Below are 18,819 nucleotides of genomic sequence, written 5' to 3' on the forward strand. Positions count from 1 at the left end.
TCATATTGTTTTTTGTGAAAAGTGTTGAAAGAAACTTTCGTTTCCTTAAGAAACTCCGGGAAATCAGGAAAATCAGGTAAGATTTTCGGAGTCTGAAGGGTCTGCTCCAACAAGACGGAAGCCGAGCTTCATCTCGATCGGGATCTGTTCTCCTCTTTCAATACTGTCAAGAAGTAGCTCTGCGCCGCGGATTCCACTGGTTTTGTAGCCGAAATGGATGGTTGGGATTCCTCCGGTGACGGCTTTTAACATCTGGTTATCTCCGAATCCGGTTACTCGGATGGACGTATTTTCAAGGATATAGCGCATTCTTGCACCTGCATCGGCTGCATTTGTCGGAATCTGCTTTTTTAAGTAGGTCTGAATGGCTTCGATTGCTCCCGCTGCTATGGTATCGGTTGCACATGATATGACATCGATATCACATTTGCTTTCCAAAAGATCCAGAGCAGACTCATATCCGGATTCCAGCGTGAAGGCTGAGGTTCGCTTATTTTCCTCGAAAAGCGTGACACCTGCATTTTTGAGTCCTGCGATAAATCCGTCCTCTCTTGCGGCACCTGCAGCTTTGTCATCACGGGTAACGCCGATGTAAGCAACTCCTTTTTTACTGAATCCGGCAACGGTCTGTCCCATTGCCTTTCCTGCACCGTAATCGTCGTGGTAAATGCAGTTTGCGTGTGAGGTGCGCTGCCCGATCACGACAACAGGAACCTTTGTCTCTTTTAAAAATTTCCGGTGACCGGCGGTGAATATCGTACCGACAAGAATAATTCCGTCCACCGGATAATTTTCAAATAACCGGAGGTATTCTACTTCCTTTGCAGGGGTGTTGTCGGTTCCGGCAAGAAGCATCTGATAGCCTCTTTCGGCGAGAACACTTTCAATTCCGGCAGTGATCCGGCTGATGGATTCAGAATTGATCTTCGGGACGACCACGCCCACCAGGCTTGCCTTTTTGGTACGAAGCATACGCGCCTGTGCGGATGGCTGGTATCCGGTTTCTTCGATGACTTTACGGATCTGTTCTTTTTTTTCTTCACTGACGTAGCCGCCGTTTAGATATCTGGATACAGCTGCGCTGGAGACACCGGCGAGCTGTGCGATTTCTTTGATGGTCATAATATAAAAATCTCCTTCTTATACAACAAGTATAAAAAGGAGATTTCAGGATGTCAAACAGAAAAATTCATTGTAATCAGAATAAAATATGGACTACTAAGGAAGCAAGCGGAATTGCGATAATAGTACGCTCCAGGAAACATACAACGATTTCCCAGAATTTAATTGGGGATTTGGTTGCTAACATTACTGTTGCTGTTTCTGAGAAGAAAATAATCTGTACCATGGATACCAGAACAACGAATGCTCTTGCTTTTACACATACGGTAACGCCGCTTCCCATCATGACTAATACAGGAAGGAACATTTCTGCGATTCCAACCGGGATTGACGGAGCAATCGCTGATACGTCAGGAATCTGGAATAAAACAAGGAGTGGCTGGAAAATGTAACCTAACCATTTGAATACAGGAGTGTATTCTGCAAGGATCAGACCACTTACACCGATGGCCGATAACATAGTCAGAACCTGTGGGAGAACCAGTAAGCTGTCTTTTAAGCTGTTCTTAACTTCTACGGATACATTCTTTGCAATATAAGCACGCTTGACTGCACGGTTTATACCGAGAGGAAGAAGGCTGAAACTGAATTTGGTATCATTTTTACGTTCCGCCTCTGTCTGCACATGTCCAGAATAGTATACATCCTTTTTCTTGCTGATCGGTGGAATTCTTACGGTTATCATTTCGATAATGAATACGAGAACAAAGCTGATCGCGTAAACTTTTACGAAATGATCACCTAGTTTGGCTGTATTGATTACCATGTATGCAAAACCAATACTTACAGCACTGAATCCGGTCATGATGGCGACCATTTCTTTTTCAGTGTAAACATTTCTTTTCCACAATCTGTTTGTGATTAAGACACCAAGTGAAGAAGAGCTTACAAAAGAAGATACGGCATCCAGAGCAGCTTTTCCAGGAACCTTGAATAACGGACGCATCAGTGGTTCCAGGATGGCACCGATAATTTCCAGGATTCCATAATTTAAAAGGAATGGCATGAAAATAGCACCTACGATGATGATTCCAAAAACACCAAGAACGATCGGAGGAATAACGCTTCCACCGGTAGAATCGCCAATGATGATTTCCGGTCCCTGGAATCCTGTGATATTTATATGACAGGCATATAAGACCACATAGATGAAGCCGAGAGCGTATAAAAATGTATGGATAATCGTGTCGTTATCATAAATTTTGGCAAAAGGTGATTCAAGAGTACCTTTTTTCACATACTTAAAATAAATATGACAGACAAAATTTCCGGCAACGATGAGTGTCAAGATCCAGTAGGCAAAATTGCCAAACATATTTACAAAGGCATTATAAATAATACTAAAGATAATTTCGCTCTTACCGTTGTGTGGTACAGAAACAAAAAAAGCGGCGATACCGATAGCTGAACAGATGACTAATCTGAGAATGCCCTTTATAGTCTGGCTTTTGTTCAACTGGATTTTATCAAGTTCGGCGGACATCATATCGCTGTCATAAGTAACTTGTTCGGTAGTAGCTATGGTACTTTCCGTGGTCATAGTCTTAGATTTAACCATAAAGAGTCTCCTTTCCTGAAAAATGCGTATTTTAAGAACAACAGCACCAGTTCCAGTAGAAACTGGTGCTGTCATTTATCTTAAAAATATAATCTAAGATAAATTATTTTCTTTTTTTCTTGAGTGCAAGAATAGAAAGATATTCAAATACGATATTAGCTGCAAGATATGCGGTAATTTCACCATGATCATAAGCTGGAAGAACTTCAACAATATCAAATCCTACAAAATTCAGATCTTTCAGTGCTCTTACAAGTTCCAGTCCTTCGAGAGAAGTAAATCCGCCAACTTCCGGAGTTCCTGTACCTGGAGCATAAGCAGGATCAATAAAGTCAATGTCGAAAGTGAGGAAACAAGGTTTATCTCCTACTCTTTCAATTGCTGTTTCAATCAAAGCCGGAAGTCCCATTTCACGTACCTTGTGTGCAGGAATCAGTTTCATGCCAAGTTCTGCAGCCATCTTGTGTTCGTTTGGATCATAAAGGGAACCTCTCATACCAATCTGAATAGAATGAGATGGATCGATAAGTCCTTCTTCGATCGCTCTTCTGAAAGGTGTTCCGTGATTGTATTTCTGTCCAAATACTTCGTCACACAGATCTGAATGAGAATCGAAATGAACAAGAGCTACCGGACCATATTTTTTGGCTACTGCCCGGAGTTCTGCAAGTGTAATTGCATGATCGCCGCCGAGAACGATCGGACAGGCATTTTTCTCAAGTATTCCAGCAACCCCTTTTTCGATTGCGTCGTAACTCGGGTGAATATAACCAGGGGTGATATTGAAATCACCAATATCTCCACCCTTCAGGCTTTCCATAATATTAACCTGCATGATTACATTGTTCGGTTTCATCATTGCAGAGATATTACGGATTGCGTTCGGACCAAATCTTGAACCAGAACGGAAAGAACTTCCTGTATCAAATGGTGCACCTGCAATCGCAAAGTCAAGACCTTCTGCGGTGTCTACCTTTTGCATTCTCATAAAAGTTCCCATGTTACAAAATCTTGGTGATGATAAAGCACTTGCTGGCTGTTTGATTTCTGACATATCTGTATCCTCCTTAAAATCATATGTAATCATTGCGAACGTTCGATATTTGTTTCGTTGAATGTATGATAGCATTTTGTTAAAAGCTTGTGTTATATCGATCTTTGATAAGTTATATGAAAAACCATATAAGAAATAATATAAAAAGATATAGATTACAGAGATTTTTTGTGTTAACATATAAAAAATATCAATAAAGTCAATAGATCCAGAGTATGAAAAAACAGGTAGGTAGTGAGTGAAAATGGATAGCAAATGTTTTCGATATTTTATTGAAGTTTATGAATGTGGATCAATTAACAAAGCAGCCAAACATCTGGGTTTGTCACAGCCAAATTTAAGTGTTTGTATTAAAAATGCGGAAAAGGAACTGGGATTTTCTGTGTTTTCAAGAAACAATAACAGAATACAATTGACGAGTGAAGGAGAATTGTTTCTGAAATCCGCCCGTAAAATCGTCAGAGAGCTGGACGCGATCGGGAACATCCCTTCTCTTTTTGCAAATAAGGGGAATATTTCGGTTTCAAGTACCTATTCTTTTGATTTTATGAACCTTTTTATGCAGTTTAAGAAGAGAAATCCGGCACGAAATATAGAAGATTCATTTAAGGAAACAGGGCTGATCCAGGTAATCCGAGATGTTATGGATAAAAGATACCGGATGGGATTATTTTACTGCTTTGATTCAATCAGTGAAAGCTATTTTGAAATGGCGGAAAAATATAATATGAAGTTGATCCCGATTGCCAAAAGCAAACCGCTGATTCTTCTGACATCGAAGAAGAATCCGCTGGCATTGCGCAAGAAGATTGAATTTGAACGGATCAGAGAGCTCCGCTGTATTATGTATGAAAATTTTAAATTTGAGGAGTGGCTGGGGATTCTAGGTTTTGAAGATGATAACAAGATTCTTTATGTGTTTGACCGGGGTGGCCTTCTGGATGCAATCAAGCAAAGCAATTATTCTACCGTTATGATGAAGCGTTTTTCGGATGTGTCTTATAGTCCGGAGTGTGTGGAAATTCCTGTTGTGAATGCACCGTGTGGGATGAGCGCGTACTTGATGTACCATTCGGCATATATACCGAATCCGCGAGAGAAAATCTTTGTCAGGCAGTTAAAGGAACTGTTTAACGACTGAAAATATGCGCGAACAAATAAAACGGGGATGCAGATTATATAACTGATCTGTATCCCCGTAAATTTAGGATGTTAAATAAAAGGCACTGCGTGCCGTGACGTATTCTATTATAATCTGCGATACAGATTTTTATAGCGTTTTTTGTCCTCTTTCGTTAAGATAACAGCCAGAAGCATGAATGCGACTCCTGTCAGAAGAACGATGACCCAGGTAAAGATCGGCGTATGATTTTTGTAAATAAATCCGATCAAAAGCTGGTACAGACTCATAAATCCGATACGGATGATCTCCATCAGCCCGTGGATTCTTCCGCGGTGGCTGGATGGGATACGCCTGGTCATGTACGGGCTTTCCGCCAGCATGTAAGAAATCTCACCCCATGTCAGTACGACCATTGCCGCATAATAGAACGGGATGTGTCCGGAAAAGAGGATGAACATCACGTAGCCGACCAGTGTCAGTAAAAATCCGTAGATTGTCTTTTTTGGTTCGGAGGATCGCTTCAGAATCTGAGTGATAAGTGGTGTGAAGAGAACAACGATAAAGCAGTTGATGCTTGTAACTGTTCCGAATATCACCGCACCGGTATCCCCGTGTAGACGGATTAGATCCATAGGAAAGAGATAATTATACATCTGGTAAAGTGCTGTGTACCCGCTGGTGATCAGAATGAACAGCAGAACAAGCCGGTTTTCTTTAAGAATCGTCAGCAGGCTTTCCCCGTGGCGTTCGGCCTGATAAATGGCGTTGCCATCACTTTCTTCTTTTTCCGGTGTGATATTCTGTACAAAGAAATAGATCATCACAGAAGAAGTGCCGATGGAAATTCCACTGAGCAAAAATGCAAGCCATAAGTAATTGCGAAACATAAATCCGGCTACAGCAGAAGCCATCACGCCGCCGAGATTTGCTGTCAGATACTGGAGGGAATACCCTCTCTCCCTGTCTTTGCTGAGGGTGATATCCGCAGTAAGCGAATTGTAGGACGGATTTTCCATGTTCTGGCAGGTCGATGCGATAAACATCAGGACAATGGATTTTGTCGTCAGCGGGATTAGTCCGCAGATGATATAAGAAATGACGGAAATCATATCCAGGTAAACGATATTCATTTTCTTATTAAAACGATCGGCCATCTTTCCACCGATCAGATTTGCCGGGATCGTCAGAATCCCCATCAGTGCCGTGATCCAGGCAACCTGCACGGCATTCATCCCAAGCTTCTGGCTTAAGATCATCGTCAGCATCGGACGGACCATTGCCCCCATGGCCGTCACAAAGCGTCCGAAGCATAAGACATAGTTTTCTTTTCTAAGACCTTTGTATTGCGAAATTAGATTCATGATACGTTTTCCCCTTTGCATATTCCCCAATTTTAAACTACTAATAATATACAATGAGGGCACTTTTTTGTCTATCTTATTCCGTCGGGTTTCAGCAAAAAATGGTGGTTGATTGAAGCCGGAAAATGATGTATGTTAGTACTTAGGAAATAGCAGTTGTAGGTGGTTACGACTGAGCGAAAAAGGAGAATATGATGAAATCAGAAGAGGTTACGAGAATACTGGAAAATGCCATCCGTATCGGAAAAGGAGTGATCCGGTATGGAAGTGTCGCATCGTATATTCCGGAGCTTGCCAAGGCAGATAAGAATAAACTGGGGATCTGCCTTTACACAATAGACGGCAATCAATTTGAGACCGGAAATACAGAGGACAGATTTACGATACAGTCCATTTCCAAAGTAATGGCACTGTGTCTGGCGCTGGAAACGTTTGGAGCAGAGTTTGTGTTTGATCATGTGGGCGTAGAGCCGTCGGGAGAGGCTTTTAACTCACTGGTAGAACTGGATAACCGGAGCAACCGGCCCTTTAATCCGATGATCAATTCCGGAGCAATTACGGTTGCAAGTCTGCTAGTGAACCATTATTCCATCGAAGATATGCAGAAGTATATGCAGGAAGTATGCGAAGATCCGGAGATCGCGATAGACGAAGCCGTATTTCAGTCTGAGATGGCGACCTGCGCAAGAAATAAGGCGATTGCCTATCTTTTAAAAAGTAAGGACATCATTGATACCGATGTAGAAGAAAGTGTTACCTTTTATACAAAGATGTGTTCCATGTCGGTAAATGCAAGAGATCTGGCAAGATTCGGTCTTCTGCTTGCAAATGACGGAGTGCAGCTTTCCACCGGAAAACGTCTGATCTCATCTCAAACTGTGCGGATGGTGCAGACCATTATGCTTACTTGCGGAATGTATGACGGATCGGGGGAATTTGCATTAAGAACAGGAATTCCGACTAAGAGTGGAGTCGGCGGAGGTCTCCTTAGCGTGTCGAAAAAGAAAATGGGAATCGGGATCTACGGACCGTCTCTTGACAAAAAAGGAAACTGTATCGCAGGCTGCGAATTGTTGGGATATATTTCAGAAGCACTGCATCTTCACATCTTTGATACCAGAGAGTGGAAGGTAGAAGAATAAAAAAAGACGATACTGCAGAACTCCCTTAGCATGTGGTTTTGCAGTGTCGCTTTTCTTTTATCCGCTTATTTTTCAGAGGATGGAAGACAATTTCCATCTTTAACAATGGTTGGTTCTTTTCCTGCGATCATGGTTACCATGTATCCATTTTTTCCAAAATTGATTGCAACGACTTTTCCTTTTTTTGTATGGAAAATCTGAATAAGGATATCTTTTGAAGTCGGTCTGATCTTTGGGATTCCTTTGAAGAGCATTTAATGCACCGTTTGATATTCTTCCGAGCTTTGTCATCTTTTCGCCACCGATTGTGGAGGTAAATTTGCAAGATTTTTCAAAGCTTTCCGGGTACATAGCATAACATTCGGACAAAGCAGCCTGAGCAGCAGTCCAGACTTCTTTTGCCTCAGTTAAAACAGCCTGTTTTTTTGCTTTTTCAATATATCCTGTCAAAGACGGAATAAGCAGTGTTGCCAGTATTGCAAGAATAGATAGTACAACAATGAGTTCTACAAGTGTAAAGCCGTGTTTTTTATGAATTGTTTTTATGAAAATCACTCCCATTAAAAATATGTTAAAATGTGTATAGATGCAATTTTTTATAATGATATAATACATTCTGATTGAAGAATGGTCAAGACAAATATGGTAATCAGAATACAAGAAATAAGGTAATATATAGATATGAATCAAGTCATGGAAAGAGGGGATGAAAGCAATGGTTGATTTGAAAATGCTGGAGGAAAAGACTCCGATTTTGAAGGAGATCTGTAGCGAAAAAGAGGTGTTCTGGAAAAATCCGGACAAAACAGCTTGTGGGGAAGCAATGGAACAGATCGAACTTGGTATGGAAGATGTAGAAGATGCGGAGCGCAGACTGGAGCGTTTTGCACCGTTCATTATGAAATGTTTCCCGGAAACAAAGGAGAAAAACGGAATCATTGAATCTGTTCTGACACCGGTTCCGAAGATGAAGGATTTGCTGAATGAGAAATACGACAGCAATCTGGAAGGAAACTTATTATTAAAGCAGGACAGCCATCTGGCAATCGCAGGTTCGATCAAGGCACGCGGCGGTATTTATGAGATTTTGAAGCACACAGAAGAACTTGCATTAGAGCATGGGATTTTGAGTCCGGAAGACAATTATGAGAAACTGGCGAGTGAAGAATGCAGAGAGTTTTTCAAAAAGTATACCATTCAGGTGGGTTCCACCGGAAACCTTGGACTGAGTATCGGAATCATGAGTGCAGCAGTTGGCTATCAGGTGATCGTACACATGTCAGCAGATGCGAAACAGTGGAAAAAAGACTTGCTCAGAAGCCACGGGGTAACAGTAAAGGAATATGAGTCAGATTACAGTGAAGCGGTGAAAAACGGACGTGCTTTATCTGATGCAGATCCGAACAGCTACTTTGTGGATGATGAAAATTCAAAAACACTCTTTCTTGGTTACGCAGTAGCGGCAAAACGTCTGCAAAAGCAGTTGGAAGAAAAGAATGTTGCAGTAGACGAGGAACATCCGCTCTTTGTATATATTCCCTGCGGAGTAGGCGGAGCACCGGGTGGTGTATGCTTTGGACTTAAGCTGCTGTTCGGAGATTATGTACACTGCTTTTTCATAGAACCGACACAGGCACCGTGTATGCTAGTCGGAATGGCAACCGGACTGAACCAGGAGATTTCCGTACAGGATATAGGGCTTACCGGACTTACCCATGCAGATGGGCTTGCCGTGGGACGTCCTTCTGGATTTGTAGGCAGAGTAATGAAGAATCTGCTTGGCGGCGAATTTACTATCCGCGATGGAAAATTATATGATTACATGAGAGACCTTCTCGGAACAGAGAGCATTTTCCTTGAGCCAAGTGCTTGTGCTTCTTTTGAAGGACCAATACAGATTGAAAGGAATGAATCTGCACGCAAATATTTACAGGAGAATCATCTTGAAGAGAAAATGAAAAATGCGACACATATTGCATGGGCAACAGGCGGAAGTCTCGTGCCGGAAGCAATTCGTGAAGAATACAAAAACACGTATCTGGAGAAATAAAAAGATGCGGTCTTCCTCTGAAGTGGCAGAAGAAGACCGCGTTTCTTTATTCATTTCCCATATTATTCGAGAAGATATCACCTTGAATGCATTTTCCGTGGAAGTTTTCAGTCGTTCATTCGCACGAGTAATGCTTTCTTCCGCACCGACATCATATTTTTTATCGGTTATCGATTTTTTCCGGAAACATGTCGTGATTACTCATTCGATTCCAGGCAACCTGTTCCCAGGAGGTGCCCGGTTTTCCGTAATTACAATATGGATCGATGGATAAACCGCCTCTTGGAAGGAATTTTCCCCAGACTTCGATGTATTTCGGAGACAGAAGTTTGATCAGATCTTTCATGATAATATTGATCACATCTTCATGAAAATCCCCATGGTTCCGGAAGGAAAACAAATACAGCTTTAAGGATTTACTTTCCACAAGACGTTCGTCCGGAACATAAGAAATAGTAACTGTTGCAAAGTCCGGTTGTCCGGTGATTGGACACAGACTTGTGAATTCCGGGCAGTTAAATTTGACAAAATAGTCATTTTCCGGATGCTTGTTCTGAAAGGACTCTAATACAGAAGGATCATAGTCCATGCGATACGCTGTATTCTGATTTCCTAATAATGTTAAATCTTCTTTTTCTCTCATTGTTTTTTTCCTTTCTATTGCAATGCAGGATCTTCCACATGATTTGCCTGAAATGCAGCTGCACGGTCAATGCAGGTTCCGCATTTTCCACACGGTTTTTCGCCACCCTCATAACAGGACCATGTTAACTCATAAGGAACGTTAAGTTCCAATCCGATCCGGACTACCTCAGCCTTGGAGACATTGACAAAAGGTGCTTCAATCTTAAGCTGATGTCCGGAACCTTCCCAGATTGCTTCATTCATAGCACGGTTAAATACCGGTGAACAATCCGGATAAGCAAAACCGGCAGAATCATCTGCATGAGCACCGTAGTAAATCACTTCACAGTCTTTGCTAAGTGCAATACTGGCAGCTGAAGAAAGAAACAATCCATTTCGAAATGGCACATATGTGCTTACCGGTGTTTCTCCATTTGTCTTTGAAATCTGTTTAGCATAACTTTCTTCCGGAATTTTTTCTGTAGACTGCTTAAGTAACGAACAATTGCTATACGTAAATATTTTCCTCAAATCTAAAAACAGGTGTTCCACACCATAATATTCTGCAACAGCGATTGCCGCCTGAATTTCTTTATCATGTTTCTGACCATAAGAAACAGAAAGCGCAATCACCCGGTCTTTTCCATATTTGTTGATTGCCAGTGCCAGAGCTGTTGTTGAATCAATTCCGCCACTGAAAAGAACTAATGCTTTCATTATAAGTACCTCACTTTATTTTTTTAAACGCCCCGTTCATTCGGGTCCCAGATAATTTTATGCATCTGAATCTGCAGCCGTACATCATTTAACTGATGCTCCAGCATAAAATTTACAATCTGTACCGGCTCTATAGAACCGAAAACAGGACTGAAATAAACATGGCACCGGTTTGTCAGATCATAGGTACGGATTACTTCCATCGCTTTTGGCAGATCCTCCTGGCTGCCGGTTACGAATTTTACGGTATCATCCGATACAAGCAGTTCCATATTTTCTAAGATCATCTGTGACTCACATCCGCTGGAAGGCAGTTTGTAATCCATTGTAAAGACCGGTCGTTCTTCACAAAAATCGGTCAGACTTACAGAACCATTTGTTTCAATTTCTACTCGCACTCCGGCTTTAAGAAGATGATGGATCAACTCTTTGATTTCTTTTTGAAGTAATGGCTCGCCACCTGTAAGTGTGACGTTACGAATTCCGGTTGCAAGAACATAATTCACGATATCTGCAGGTGTTTCCTCCTGATAAGGACAGGCTAGTTCGTTAGCCCACATGGTATCACAATAGCTGCATTTGAGATTGCATCCCTTGAATCGAATAAAGACTGCAAGCTCTCCGGCGCGAGTTCCTTCTCCGTTAATACTGGTAAATTTTTCAACAACTTTCATTTATTTCCCCTCATAAGCTGCGCAATTATTTGGTGTTTCATATACTTCTACACGGTGAACTTCATATCCAAGATCAGATAATTTTGTATAAAAATAAGCTGCAAAATTTTCTGCTGTAGGACGAAAGGATACTTCCTCTAAGTGAAACATTTCCTTGCGAAATGCAAGAAGTGTTTCCTCTCTCAGGGATCCTGTTTCATAGATCAGACTGTGATCAAAGAGGTCACAAAGTAATCTTAAGTCATTTTTTAAATCGCCAAAATCTACTACCATTCCACGTGTCTGTTCTTCTTGCTTTAGATCCGGACTCTTGATTTCAGCGACAACTCTCCAACGATGTCCGTGGAGGTTTCGGCATTTTCCTTCATACTTCCAAAGAAAATGCGCTGCGTCAAAACTGCTTTCTGTTCTCAAATAGTACATATTTTTAAATGCTCCTGTATTATAAAAATGGATGTACCTTTAAGCCTGGTGCCGTCTGGAAGTGAAAAAAAGCTCTGCGTAGTGATACACGCAGAGCCGGAAATCTTTTTGATCAGCCCTGGTTTTATTTTTCGACAGGAAGGTACAAATGAACTGTCGGCTGCTTTCTTGCAGCGTAGATATTATACTTCGAAATGGATATAATCGTCAATAGGAAAGAAGTTCTGCTGTCTTTACAAAACAGATATGTCTGTTCAGCAAACAAATGAATTATTATTCGAAATGAATGAAACTACTTTATAAGATATATTCCATCTGTCTTTCTTTTGTTTTCATTCCCATTTTTTCATAGAACTTTTCTGCTGAAGTATTTCCCGCCCATACATTCAACGTCACTTCATAGCAGCCCATTTGTTTCGCTTCAGCCTTTACATATTCAAACAGTTTTTCACCGATATGCTGGCCACGTGTCTTCTGATCGACGCAAAGATCATCAATAAAAAGGGATTTAAACGGCACCATATTATTTGAAAAAGGTTGCTCCCGCAGTTGACAAAATGCATATCCCACACAAATATCGGCTTCGTTTGTTGCAACAAATATCGGTTTCTCTTCGTTTTTCAAAAGCTCTGTCAACTCGTCCACTGTATATTTTGTTGTGTCGGGAATAAAAATATCAGGTCTTATGTCTGCATGGATTTGCAGCACCTGACCTAACAGTTCAATAATTCTTGGAATATCTCTTTCTTCTGCTTTTCTGATAATCATTTTTTGCTCCTTAAATAACAGATTAGTCAACAATTAGGTTAATCATAGCACATAAATTTTCAGAAGTATAGCTTTATGCTTGACAAATACATCGCGGTGCGATACAGTTGATATATCGAAGTGTGATATATCAAACAGCGAGGTAACTATTTATGGATGCACATATTAAGAAAGTATATGTTCCAATGACCGAGACAGGTTTTTATATTTTACTATGCCTTCGAACGCCGAATCACGGATATGGAATTGTACAGAAAGTGAAAGAATTAACCGACAATGAAGTCATCCTTGGACCGGGAACCATGTATGGAACTCTTGGAAAGATGGAAAAAGACGGTCTGATCGAATTTGTACGGGAAGAAGAAAAAAGAAAAATATACCAGATTACAAACCTTGGTAAAGAAGTGCTGGAACAGGAATTAAGAAGAATCAACAGATTGTACCGTAACGCACAGGAAGTAGCACAATGAAAGAGGTAAAAAAAGAATTTTGTTGGTTTTCGATTACAGAGTATGAAAAAGAAGAAGATATCTTTTGTGACGACCAATCTCGGCTGGAACTGCTGAACAGGATCTTTGAGAACAGGGAACTCCTGAAGAAATATTTACTGCACCAAAACATAATCGTACAAAAGCATTTTTGAAAAATTTTATTTAAACTATTTTCAACAATAATACTCAGGAGCAAGGCACTGAATACCTTGCTCCTGGATATGTTACAGATTGCATTCTCTCTACTTTAATTTTGATAGGTCATGCAATAACATCATATAATGAATGATCGCTTCGTCCTTCTTTCCATCATCCACCATCTTAACGATATTTGTAATTTTCTCGTACATTTTTTCGAGAATTTCGTCTTTATTCGCAGAACTATTTATTCTATCGACAATCTCCGGTGCTTCTGCATAATAATCTTTTATTAATTTTTCTCCATAAGACTGTTTTGATATGTAATCATCTCTTAATTTCCGCATAGTTTCTAGTTCATAGCAATCATCCGGAAGTCCTTTATAGTCACAGCAGGCTGTTGTTAAAAAACATCCACCGCTTGAAGAGCCACGTTCCTTAAACTGTTTACAATCCTGCACTTCATCCGGATCCTCATAAGTTTTGTAATAACTACAATACCATTTCCAGGTACCACTTTCAGGTTCTCCCCATTCACAATCTTTACATCTTCCATAGTTAGACATAATCAATTCCTCCATTTTTTCTTTTGATAGTGACAGTATAACAAAATAGCTCTTCACAATATACATTCACCACATAGAATTAACTCTTTATAATTACCGGATTTTGCGAAATAACCAGTATAGACAATACCTTCCGTATATCATAGGAATAAGACATATAGTTGATCTTTTGGCACAATCCATTCATTTTCGCAGCTTATGATAAAACACAAACTTGTTGTTAATATAATTCAATTTTTCCAAAGATAATATTAGGAATCAGTCTATGCTCGATTTATAAATATAATTTATTTTCTTTCCGATCTGAACAAATCTTCTTCATCTTCCGTCCAGCTATAAAACTGATAAATTTACTATAGTTCCTTGCATTCTTTGGACAGACTGCGACGCAGTGCATGCAGGAAATACACTTATCATTATCTGTAATCTTTGGATCATCTAATGAAATAGCACCTGTTGGGCATTCTTTTGCACACAAACCGCAAGAAGTACACTTTTTATTTACAATCGGTTTAAACGGAACACCGCCATATTGACGATATGGTCTGTTTCCCGGAAATTCAGGTGTTTTTTGTGTTGTAATATTTTCCATGATCTTTGCAGCAAATCCCATCAATTCCTTTTCATCCAGCGAATCTGGACGGCCAGTTCCAAATTGGTGCATTAAGGAATGTTCTGCAACAGCCTCCATTCCTGCGATACATACAAAACCTGATGCTTCCAGAACATCCTGTAACTCCAGTAAAGTATCGTCAATTGCCCGGTTTCCAAATACCACTGTTAGAATCGCTTTCGTCCCGTCTGCCTTTACATTTCGAAACATATCTGTTATAACTGACGGAATGCGTCCACCATAAGAAGGTATAACAACCAGACACACATCATCCTTTTTTAATTGTAACTTTTTAATCTTTTCTGGATCTTTGATCAGGTCAATTACTTCAGCTTCCTGTCTGGTTCCGTTAATAATAATATCTGCTACTTTCTTTGTCCCCCCGGTCGGGCTGAAAAATATGTTATAAAATTTCATTATACTCATCCAATCTGACTCTCTTCGGAACACACTGTGCCCTGAAGCATCTTTGATATATTCATTTTAGGAAACTACTATTCTATCATTATACTATTATTCCGATGCAAAGGGAATGAAAAGCTATCTTCATTCCTATAATATTGAAATCTGGAAAATGGGAAACACGCCTTTACGTTCAGCAAAAAATGCAGCCATCGTACTGAATTCAATTGCTATGAGAGCAGCAATCAAGGGGAAATTACCTACCGGAACAGCTTATTCACTTGGCTCGCTCAATCTTCAACGAATTGAAGCCTCTAATAGTGTTTTTTCTCTAAGTCAATTGTGCTCTGATATTATGTATCCATAAGCAAAAGGACGCATGAAAAAACTCTCATTTTTTCATGCGCCCCGTGACGTATTCTGTTTTATGACACTGCCTGGAACTGGCTGTTATACAGATGACTGTAGAAGCCGCCTTCTTTCAGCAGTTCTTCATGGGTTCCCTGCTCAATGATCTTACCGTCTTTCATGACGAGGATCAGGGAAGCGTTGCGGATCGTAGACAGGCGGTGTGCAACGACAAAGCTTGTACGACCTTTCATCAGGTTATCAAATGCTTCCTGTACCTGTAGTTCGGTACGGGTATCGATACTTGAAGTCGCTTCGTCCAGGATCAGCATTGGCGGCAGACAGAGCATAACTCTTGTGATACACAGGAGCTGTTTCTGTCCCTGGCTGATGCTGTCCTCATGCAGGACGGTATCAAGTCCCTGCGGAAGTCTGCGGATGAAATCCCAGCTTTTTGCCTCTTTTGCTGCCCGGATGATTTCTTCATCCGTGGCATCCGGTTTTCCGAAGCTGATATTTTCACGGACAGTACCGGATTTGATCCAGGTATCCTGAAGCACCATACCGAAGCTCTTTCTGAGTGAATGTCGGGAAATCTCATCGATCGGTTTACCGTCGATACAGATTTTTCCGGAATCCACGTCATAGAAGCGCATCAGGAGGTTGATAAATGTTGTTTTTCCGCATCCGGTAGGACCTACGATCGCAATACGCATACCAGGTTCAACCTGAAGGTTAAAGTCTTCAATCAGAGATTTACTCTTGTCATAGCTGAAATCTACGTGGTCGATATCCACATTTCCATCCACCTTTTCAAGTACTTCAGAAGAATCGTTTACTTCTTCCGGTTCTTCTAAGAGGTCAAAGATACGTGTCGCACATGCAAGGGCGTTCTGCATTTCCGTGATTACGGATGTAATGTCGTTGAATGGCTTCATGTACTGGTTCGCGTAAGAAAGCAGTACGGAAAGACCGCCGACAGTCAGGGCTCCAAGCGGGATCAGGAATGCACCTGCAAGTGCTACGGCAGCGTAAATAATGTTGTTTACGAAACGGGTGGACGGATTGGTAAGGCTGCTGTAAAATACGGCTTTCTGGCTGTATTCTTTGAGTTCTTTATTGATCTCATCAAAACGCTTTGAAGCCTTGTCCTCATATCCGAATGCCTTGACAACCTTCTGATTTCCGATCATTTCCTCGATCAGAGCAGTCTGTTTTCCACGAGTTTCACTCTGCTTTTTAAACATGGTAAAAGAGCGTGAGGAAATAAATTTTGCCACCAGGAAGCTGAGTGGTGTCAGAAGGATGACCATCAAAGTGATCCACACGTTCTTGGAAAACATGAAGATCAAGGTTACAACAACGGTCACAACGCCGGAAAATAACTGGGTAAATCCGAGCAGTAATCCGTCAGAAAGGATATCGGTATCGGCAATGATACGGCTCACAATATCGCCGGTGCTGTGCTGGTCCAGATAAGAAAGCGGAAGTTTCTGGATGTGGCGGATTGCCTGGGATCGGATATCCTGTACAATATGATAGGTCATGCGGTTATTGACAAGGTTCATGATCCAGATTGCGGCTGCAGCGATCACTACGAACAGAAGAATCTGCTTCAGATAGATCCACATCTGGGTAAAGTCTACATTGTGCGCTGCTACGATCTCATCGATCGCATTACCGAAGAGAACCGGCACATAAAGCTGAAGAACCACTGATATTCCGGCAAGGATGATGCTGAGGATCAGGAGGATCCAGTATTTTCCGATATATTTAAAAAGCTTTTTCATTACACTGTCTTTTTTCATACCTACATCTCCCCTCTTTCATATTTTGCACGGTCTTCCGGGAACTGTGAGAAATAGATCTCACGATAAACTTCGCAGGATTTCATAAGTTCATCATGTGTACCGGATCCGGCGAGTTCTCCATTATCTAATACTAAAATCTTGTCTGCCTGGCGGATGCCTGCAACCCTCTGGGATACCAGGAAGGTTGTTGTCTCTCCTTCCAGTCCTGCGAGGGCTTTCCGAAGTGCTGCGTCAGTTGCAAAATCAAGTGCGCTTAAGCTGTCGTCGAGGATCAGGATTTCCGGCTTTTTCACAAGAGCGCGGGCAATGGTAAGACGTTGACGCTGTCCACCGGAAAGGTTCTTTCCGTTCTGCTCGAGCATGAAATCAAGTTGTCCGTCTTTTCCTTCTACGACTTCTTTTGCCTGTGCAACTTTCAGTGCATCCCAGATCTCGGAGTCAGATGCATTTTCATTGCCCCATTTCATGTTATCGCGGATGCTGCCTTTGAAAAGGACGGAGCGCTGCTGTACGATTCCGACTTTGTCGTGAATTTCCTGATTGGTGAGCTCTTTTACATTGCGTCCATTCAGTTTAACGGTTCCGCAGGTTACATCATAGAAACGGGAGATCAGGCTGACCAGAGTGGATTTTCCGCATCCGGTACCACCGATGATACCGACTGTCTGCCCTTTTTTTACAGAGAAACTGATATCAGAAAGGCTTGATGCACCGGCACCTGCATAGGTGAAGGATACCTTGTCGAATTCAACTTCATTTGCAGAAGGATCTGCCTTTGCAGAAGGGGTTTCCGGATAATGCATGGTAGTCCTGATATCCAGGACACCGGCTACACGGTCTGCACATGCCATCGCCTTGTTCAGTGTAATGATCAGGGAAGCCAGCTTGATCAGCTCGACGATCATCTGTGCCATGTAGTTGTAAAGCGCGACAACCTGTCCCTGATGCATGGTTCCGAGATTGACCTGGAGTCCTGCTCTTGCGATCAGAATGACAGTTGCAATGTTGATCAACACGTAGGTAAATGGATTTAACAGGGCGGAAATTCTTCCGACAAATTCATTTAACCTGGTCAGTTCGGTGTTGCTCTTTTCAAATTCATTTACGGACTCTTCTTCGCGGCAAAATGCGCGGATCACGCGGACACCTGTCAGATTCTCACGGGTAAGTCCTGTGACGCGGTCCAGGGCAGCCTGCACTTTTTTGAAAAGCGGGATGCTGACCAGCATAATGAAAATGACGCCGACAAATAAAAGAGGGATCGCCACAATGAATACCAGCGCACATTTAAAGTTGATCGTAAATGCCATGATCATCGAACCGATTACGATAAACGGACTTCTCAGAAGAAGACGAAGTCCCATGTTGATGCCGTTCTGGACCTGGTTGATATCATCGGTCATCCGTGTGATCAGGGTGTCCGTACCGATCGTATCAAGTTCGGTAAATGAAAAGCCCTGAATGTGGTCAAATACGGCCTGTCTTAAATTGGTTGCACAGCCGACACTCGCTCTTGCAGCAAAATACTGTGCGGTAAAACTGCAGCTAAGACCGACTGCAGCCATGAGGATCAGCACCAGGAACATCTTTACGATGTAGCCGTGGTCATTGTTTGCAATACCAATATCAATGATCTTGGCGACAACCACCGGAACCAAAAGGTCAAATACGACTTCCAGCAGTTTGAATAATGGTGCAAGAATACTTTCTATCTTGTATTCTTTCAGATAAACCCAAAGTTTCTTCAAACACACTCACTCCTGTTCTTTACTTCTTAGTTTTTTCTTGACCTACTCATTATAATGCGCTACCATCAATATGAATAATATTGTTT

19 protein-coding genes are annotated in these 18,819 nt (G+C 41.5%); 5 read left to right on the forward strand and 14 right to left on the reverse strand.

Going from position 1 to position 18,819, the window contains the following annotated elements:
• Positions 1 to 72: 72 nt before the first annotated feature.
• From PGZ10_RS13380 to speB, 3 genes are all read right to left on the reverse strand, one after another.
• Complete coding sequence (locus PGZ10_RS13380) at positions 73 to 1,122, reverse strand: LacI family DNA-binding transcriptional regulator (RefSeq protein ID WP_270541621.1); 1,050 nt, start codon at positions 1,120 to 1,122, stop codon at positions 73 to 75.
• A 76-nt stretch (positions 1,123 to 1,198) separates the two neighbouring features.
• Positions 1,199 to 2,680 (reverse strand): YjiH family protein, encoded by a 1,482-nt coding sequence (locus PGZ10_RS13385; RefSeq protein ID WP_270541623.1) that lies wholly within the window; start codon positions 2,678 to 2,680, stop codon positions 1,199 to 1,201.
• 103 nt (positions 2,681 to 2,783) lie between these two features.
• Positions 2,784 to 3,734, reverse strand: coding sequence for an agmatinase (gene speB, locus PGZ10_RS13390; protein ID WP_055155955.1), 951 nt, complete (start codon positions 3,732 to 3,734; stop codon positions 2,784 to 2,786).
• Between the two features lie 244 nt (positions 3,735 to 3,978).
• On the opposite strand from speB, the gene PGZ10_RS13395 reads away from it, so the two are divergent.
• Complete coding sequence (locus PGZ10_RS13395) at positions 3,979 to 4,875, forward strand: LysR family transcriptional regulator (protein ID WP_270541624.1); 897 nt, start codon at positions 3,979 to 3,981, stop codon at positions 4,873 to 4,875.
• 107 nt (positions 4,876 to 4,982) lie between these two features.
• Here PGZ10_RS13395 and PGZ10_RS13400 read toward each other — a convergent pair whose 3' ends face one another.
• Positions 4,983 to 6,218, reverse strand: a complete 1,236-nt coding sequence (locus tag PGZ10_RS13400) for an MFS transporter (protein WP_173826231.1) — start codon at positions 6,216 to 6,218, stop codon at positions 4,983 to 4,985.
• 191 nt (positions 6,219 to 6,409) lie between these two features.
• Here PGZ10_RS13400 and glsA point away from each other — a divergent pair, with 191 nt between their 5' ends.
• Complete coding sequence (gene glsA, locus PGZ10_RS13405; RefSeq protein WP_008371229.1) at positions 6,410 to 7,360, forward strand: glutaminase A; 951 nt, start codon at positions 6,410 to 6,412, stop codon at positions 7,358 to 7,360.
• Between the two features lie 99 nt (positions 7,361 to 7,459).
• Here glsA and PGZ10_RS13410 read toward each other — a convergent pair whose 3' ends face one another.
• On the reverse strand, positions 7,460 to 7,921 hold the full coding sequence (locus PGZ10_RS13410) for a type IV pilin protein (protein WP_270541625.1): 462 nt from the start codon (positions 7,919 to 7,921) through the stop codon (positions 7,460 to 7,462).
• Between the two features lie 154 nt (positions 7,922 to 8,075).
• Here PGZ10_RS13410 and PGZ10_RS13415 point away from each other — a divergent pair, with 154 nt between their 5' ends.
• Entirely contained in the window at positions 8,076 to 9,410 is a 1,335-nt protein-coding gene (locus tag PGZ10_RS13415; RefSeq protein ID WP_270541628.1) for a D-serine ammonia-lyase, read from the forward strand.
• A gap of 160 nt (positions 9,411 to 9,570) precedes the next feature.
• Here the strand turns inward: PGZ10_RS13415 and queF are convergent, their stop codons facing one another.
• The 5 genes from queF to PGZ10_RS13440 all read right to left on the reverse strand — a co-directional run bounded on the left by queF (position 9,571) and on the right by PGZ10_RS13440 (position 12,616).
• A complete protein-coding gene (gene queF, locus PGZ10_RS13420; protein ID WP_270541629.1) occupies positions 9,571 to 10,053 on the reverse strand; it encodes a preQ(1) synthase in 483 nt (160 codons plus the stop codon).
• Positions 10,054 to 10,067: 14 nt separating this feature from the next.
• A complete protein-coding gene (queC, locus tag PGZ10_RS13425) occupies positions 10,068 to 10,751 on the reverse strand; it encodes a 7-cyano-7-deazaguanine synthase QueC (RefSeq protein WP_117835985.1) in 684 nt (227 codons plus the stop codon).
• A gap of 23 nt (positions 10,752 to 10,774) precedes the next feature.
• A complete protein-coding gene (gene queE / locus PGZ10_RS13430) occupies positions 10,775 to 11,425 on the reverse strand; it encodes a putative 7-carboxy-7-deazaguanine synthase QueE (protein WP_270541631.1) in 651 nt (216 codons plus the stop codon).
• Positions 11,426 to 11,848 (reverse strand): 6-pyruvoyl trahydropterin synthase family protein, encoded by a 423-nt coding sequence (locus tag PGZ10_RS13435; protein WP_270541632.1) that lies wholly within the window; start codon positions 11,846 to 11,848, stop codon positions 11,426 to 11,428. It lies immediately after the preceding gene.
• A 297-nt stretch (positions 11,849 to 12,145) separates the two neighbouring features.
• The gene (locus PGZ10_RS13440) at positions 12,146 to 12,616 is read right to left on the reverse strand and encodes a GNAT family N-acetyltransferase (protein ID WP_117835979.1); all 471 of its coding nucleotides are present in this window, start codon (positions 12,614 to 12,616) and stop codon (positions 12,146 to 12,148) included.
• 152 nt (positions 12,617 to 12,768) lie between these two features.
• Here PGZ10_RS13440 and PGZ10_RS13445 point away from each other — a divergent pair, with 152 nt between their 5' ends.
• Together PGZ10_RS13445 and PGZ10_RS13450 are read left to right on the forward strand one after the other, a co-directional pair.
• On the forward strand, positions 12,769 to 13,086 hold the full coding sequence (locus tag PGZ10_RS13445) for a PadR family transcriptional regulator (RefSeq protein WP_117835977.1): 318 nt from the start codon (positions 12,769 to 12,771) through the stop codon (positions 13,084 to 13,086).
• Positions 13,083 to 13,259, forward strand: a complete 177-nt coding sequence (locus PGZ10_RS13450) for a hypothetical protein (protein WP_195502448.1) — start codon at positions 13,083 to 13,085, stop codon at positions 13,257 to 13,259. The genes PGZ10_RS13445 and PGZ10_RS13450 overlap by 4 nt, the downstream gene beginning before the upstream one ends.
• Positions 13,260 to 13,349: 90 nt before the next feature.
• On the opposite strand, the gene PGZ10_RS13455 is transcribed toward PGZ10_RS13450, so the two are convergent.
• The 4 genes from PGZ10_RS13455 to PGZ10_RS13470 all read right to left on the reverse strand — a co-directional run bounded on the left by PGZ10_RS13455 (position 13,350) and on the right by PGZ10_RS13470 (position 18,733).
• Positions 13,350 to 13,811 (reverse strand): CFI-box-CTERM domain-containing protein, encoded by a 462-nt coding sequence (locus PGZ10_RS13455; protein ID WP_117835975.1) that lies wholly within the window; start codon positions 13,809 to 13,811, stop codon positions 13,350 to 13,352.
• Between the two features lie 274 nt (positions 13,812 to 14,085).
• Positions 14,086 to 14,850, reverse strand: a complete 765-nt coding sequence (locus PGZ10_RS13460; RefSeq protein ID WP_117835974.1) for an EFR1 family ferrodoxin — start codon at positions 14,848 to 14,850, stop codon at positions 14,086 to 14,088.
• A gap of 401 nt (positions 14,851 to 15,251) precedes the next feature.
• Complete coding sequence (locus PGZ10_RS13465; RefSeq protein ID WP_270541634.1) at positions 15,252 to 16,982, reverse strand: ABC transporter ATP-binding protein; 1,731 nt, start codon at positions 16,980 to 16,982, stop codon at positions 15,252 to 15,254.
• Between the two features lie 2 nt (positions 16,983 to 16,984).
• The gene (locus tag PGZ10_RS13470; protein ID WP_270541636.1) at positions 16,985 to 18,733 is read right to left on the reverse strand and encodes an ABC transporter ATP-binding protein; all 1,749 of its coding nucleotides are present in this window, start codon (positions 18,731 to 18,733) and stop codon (positions 16,985 to 16,987) included.
• Between the last annotated feature and the right edge of the window lie 86 nt (positions 18,734 to 18,819).

This window comes from Coprococcus sp. AF102-57 (assembly GCF_027686195.1).
Classification (GTDB): domain Bacteria; phylum Bacillota; class Clostridia; order Lachnospirales; family Lachnospiraceae; genus Allocoprococcus; species Allocoprococcus comes.

Excerpts from the sequence above, each read along its gene's own strand:
- PGZ10_RS13380 (WP_270541621.1), bottom strand. The coding sequence starts at position 1,122 with ATGACCATCAAAGAAATCGCACAGCTCGCCGGTGTCTCCAGCGCAGCT.
- PGZ10_RS13385 (WP_270541623.1), bottom strand. The coding sequence starts at position 2,680 with ATGGTTAAATCTAAGACTATGACCACGGAAAGTACCATAGCTACTACC.
- speB (WP_055155955.1), bottom strand. The coding sequence starts at position 3,734 with ATGTCAGAAATCAAACAGCCAGCAAGTGCTTTATCATCACCAAGATTT.
- PGZ10_RS13395 (WP_270541624.1), top strand. The coding sequence starts at position 3,979 with ATGGATAGCAAATGTTTTCGATATTTTATTGAAGTTTATGAATGTGGA.
- PGZ10_RS13400 (WP_173826231.1), bottom strand. The coding sequence starts at position 6,218 with ATGAATCTAATTTCGCAATACAAAGGTCTTAGAAAAGAAAACTATGTC.
- glsA (WP_008371229.1), top strand. The coding sequence starts at position 6,410 with ATGATGAAATCAGAAGAGGTTACGAGAATACTGGAAAATGCCATCCGT.
- PGZ10_RS13410 (WP_270541625.1), bottom strand. The coding sequence starts at position 7,921 with ATGGGAGTGATTTTCATAAAAACAATTCATAAAAAACACGGCTTTACA.
- PGZ10_RS13415 (WP_270541628.1), top strand. The coding sequence starts at position 8,076 with ATGGTTGATTTGAAAATGCTGGAGGAAAAGACTCCGATTTTGAAGGAG.
- queF (WP_270541629.1), bottom strand. The coding sequence starts at position 10,053 with ATGAGAGAAAAAGAAGATTTAACATTATTAGGAAATCAGAATACAGCG.
- queC (WP_117835985.1), bottom strand. The coding sequence starts at position 10,751 with ATGAAAGCATTAGTTCTTTTCAGTGGCGGAATTGATTCAACAACAGCT.
- queE (WP_270541631.1), bottom strand. The coding sequence starts at position 11,425 with ATGAAAGTTGTTGAAAAATTTACCAGTATTAACGGAGAAGGAACTCGC.
- PGZ10_RS13435 (WP_270541632.1), bottom strand. The coding sequence starts at position 11,848 with ATGTACTATTTGAGAACAGAAAGCAGTTTTGACGCAGCGCATTTTCTT.
- PGZ10_RS13440 (WP_117835979.1), bottom strand. The coding sequence starts at position 12,616 with ATGATTATCAGAAAAGCAGAAGAAAGAGATATTCCAAGAATTATTGAA.
- PGZ10_RS13445 (WP_117835977.1), top strand. The coding sequence starts at position 12,769 with ATGGATGCACATATTAAGAAAGTATATGTTCCAATGACCGAGACAGGT.
- PGZ10_RS13450 (WP_195502448.1), top strand. The coding sequence starts at position 13,083 with ATGAAAGAGGTAAAAAAAGAATTTTGTTGGTTTTCGATTACAGAGTAT.
- PGZ10_RS13455 (WP_117835975.1), bottom strand. The coding sequence starts at position 13,811 with ATGTCTAACTATGGAAGATGTAAAGATTGTGAATGGGGAGAACCTGAA.
- PGZ10_RS13460 (WP_117835974.1), bottom strand. The coding sequence starts at position 14,850 with ATGAGTATAATGAAATTTTATAACATATTTTTCAGCCCGACCGGGGGG.
- PGZ10_RS13465 (WP_270541634.1), bottom strand. The coding sequence starts at position 16,982 with ATGAAAAAAGACAGTGTAATGAAAAAGCTTTTTAAATATATCGGAAAA.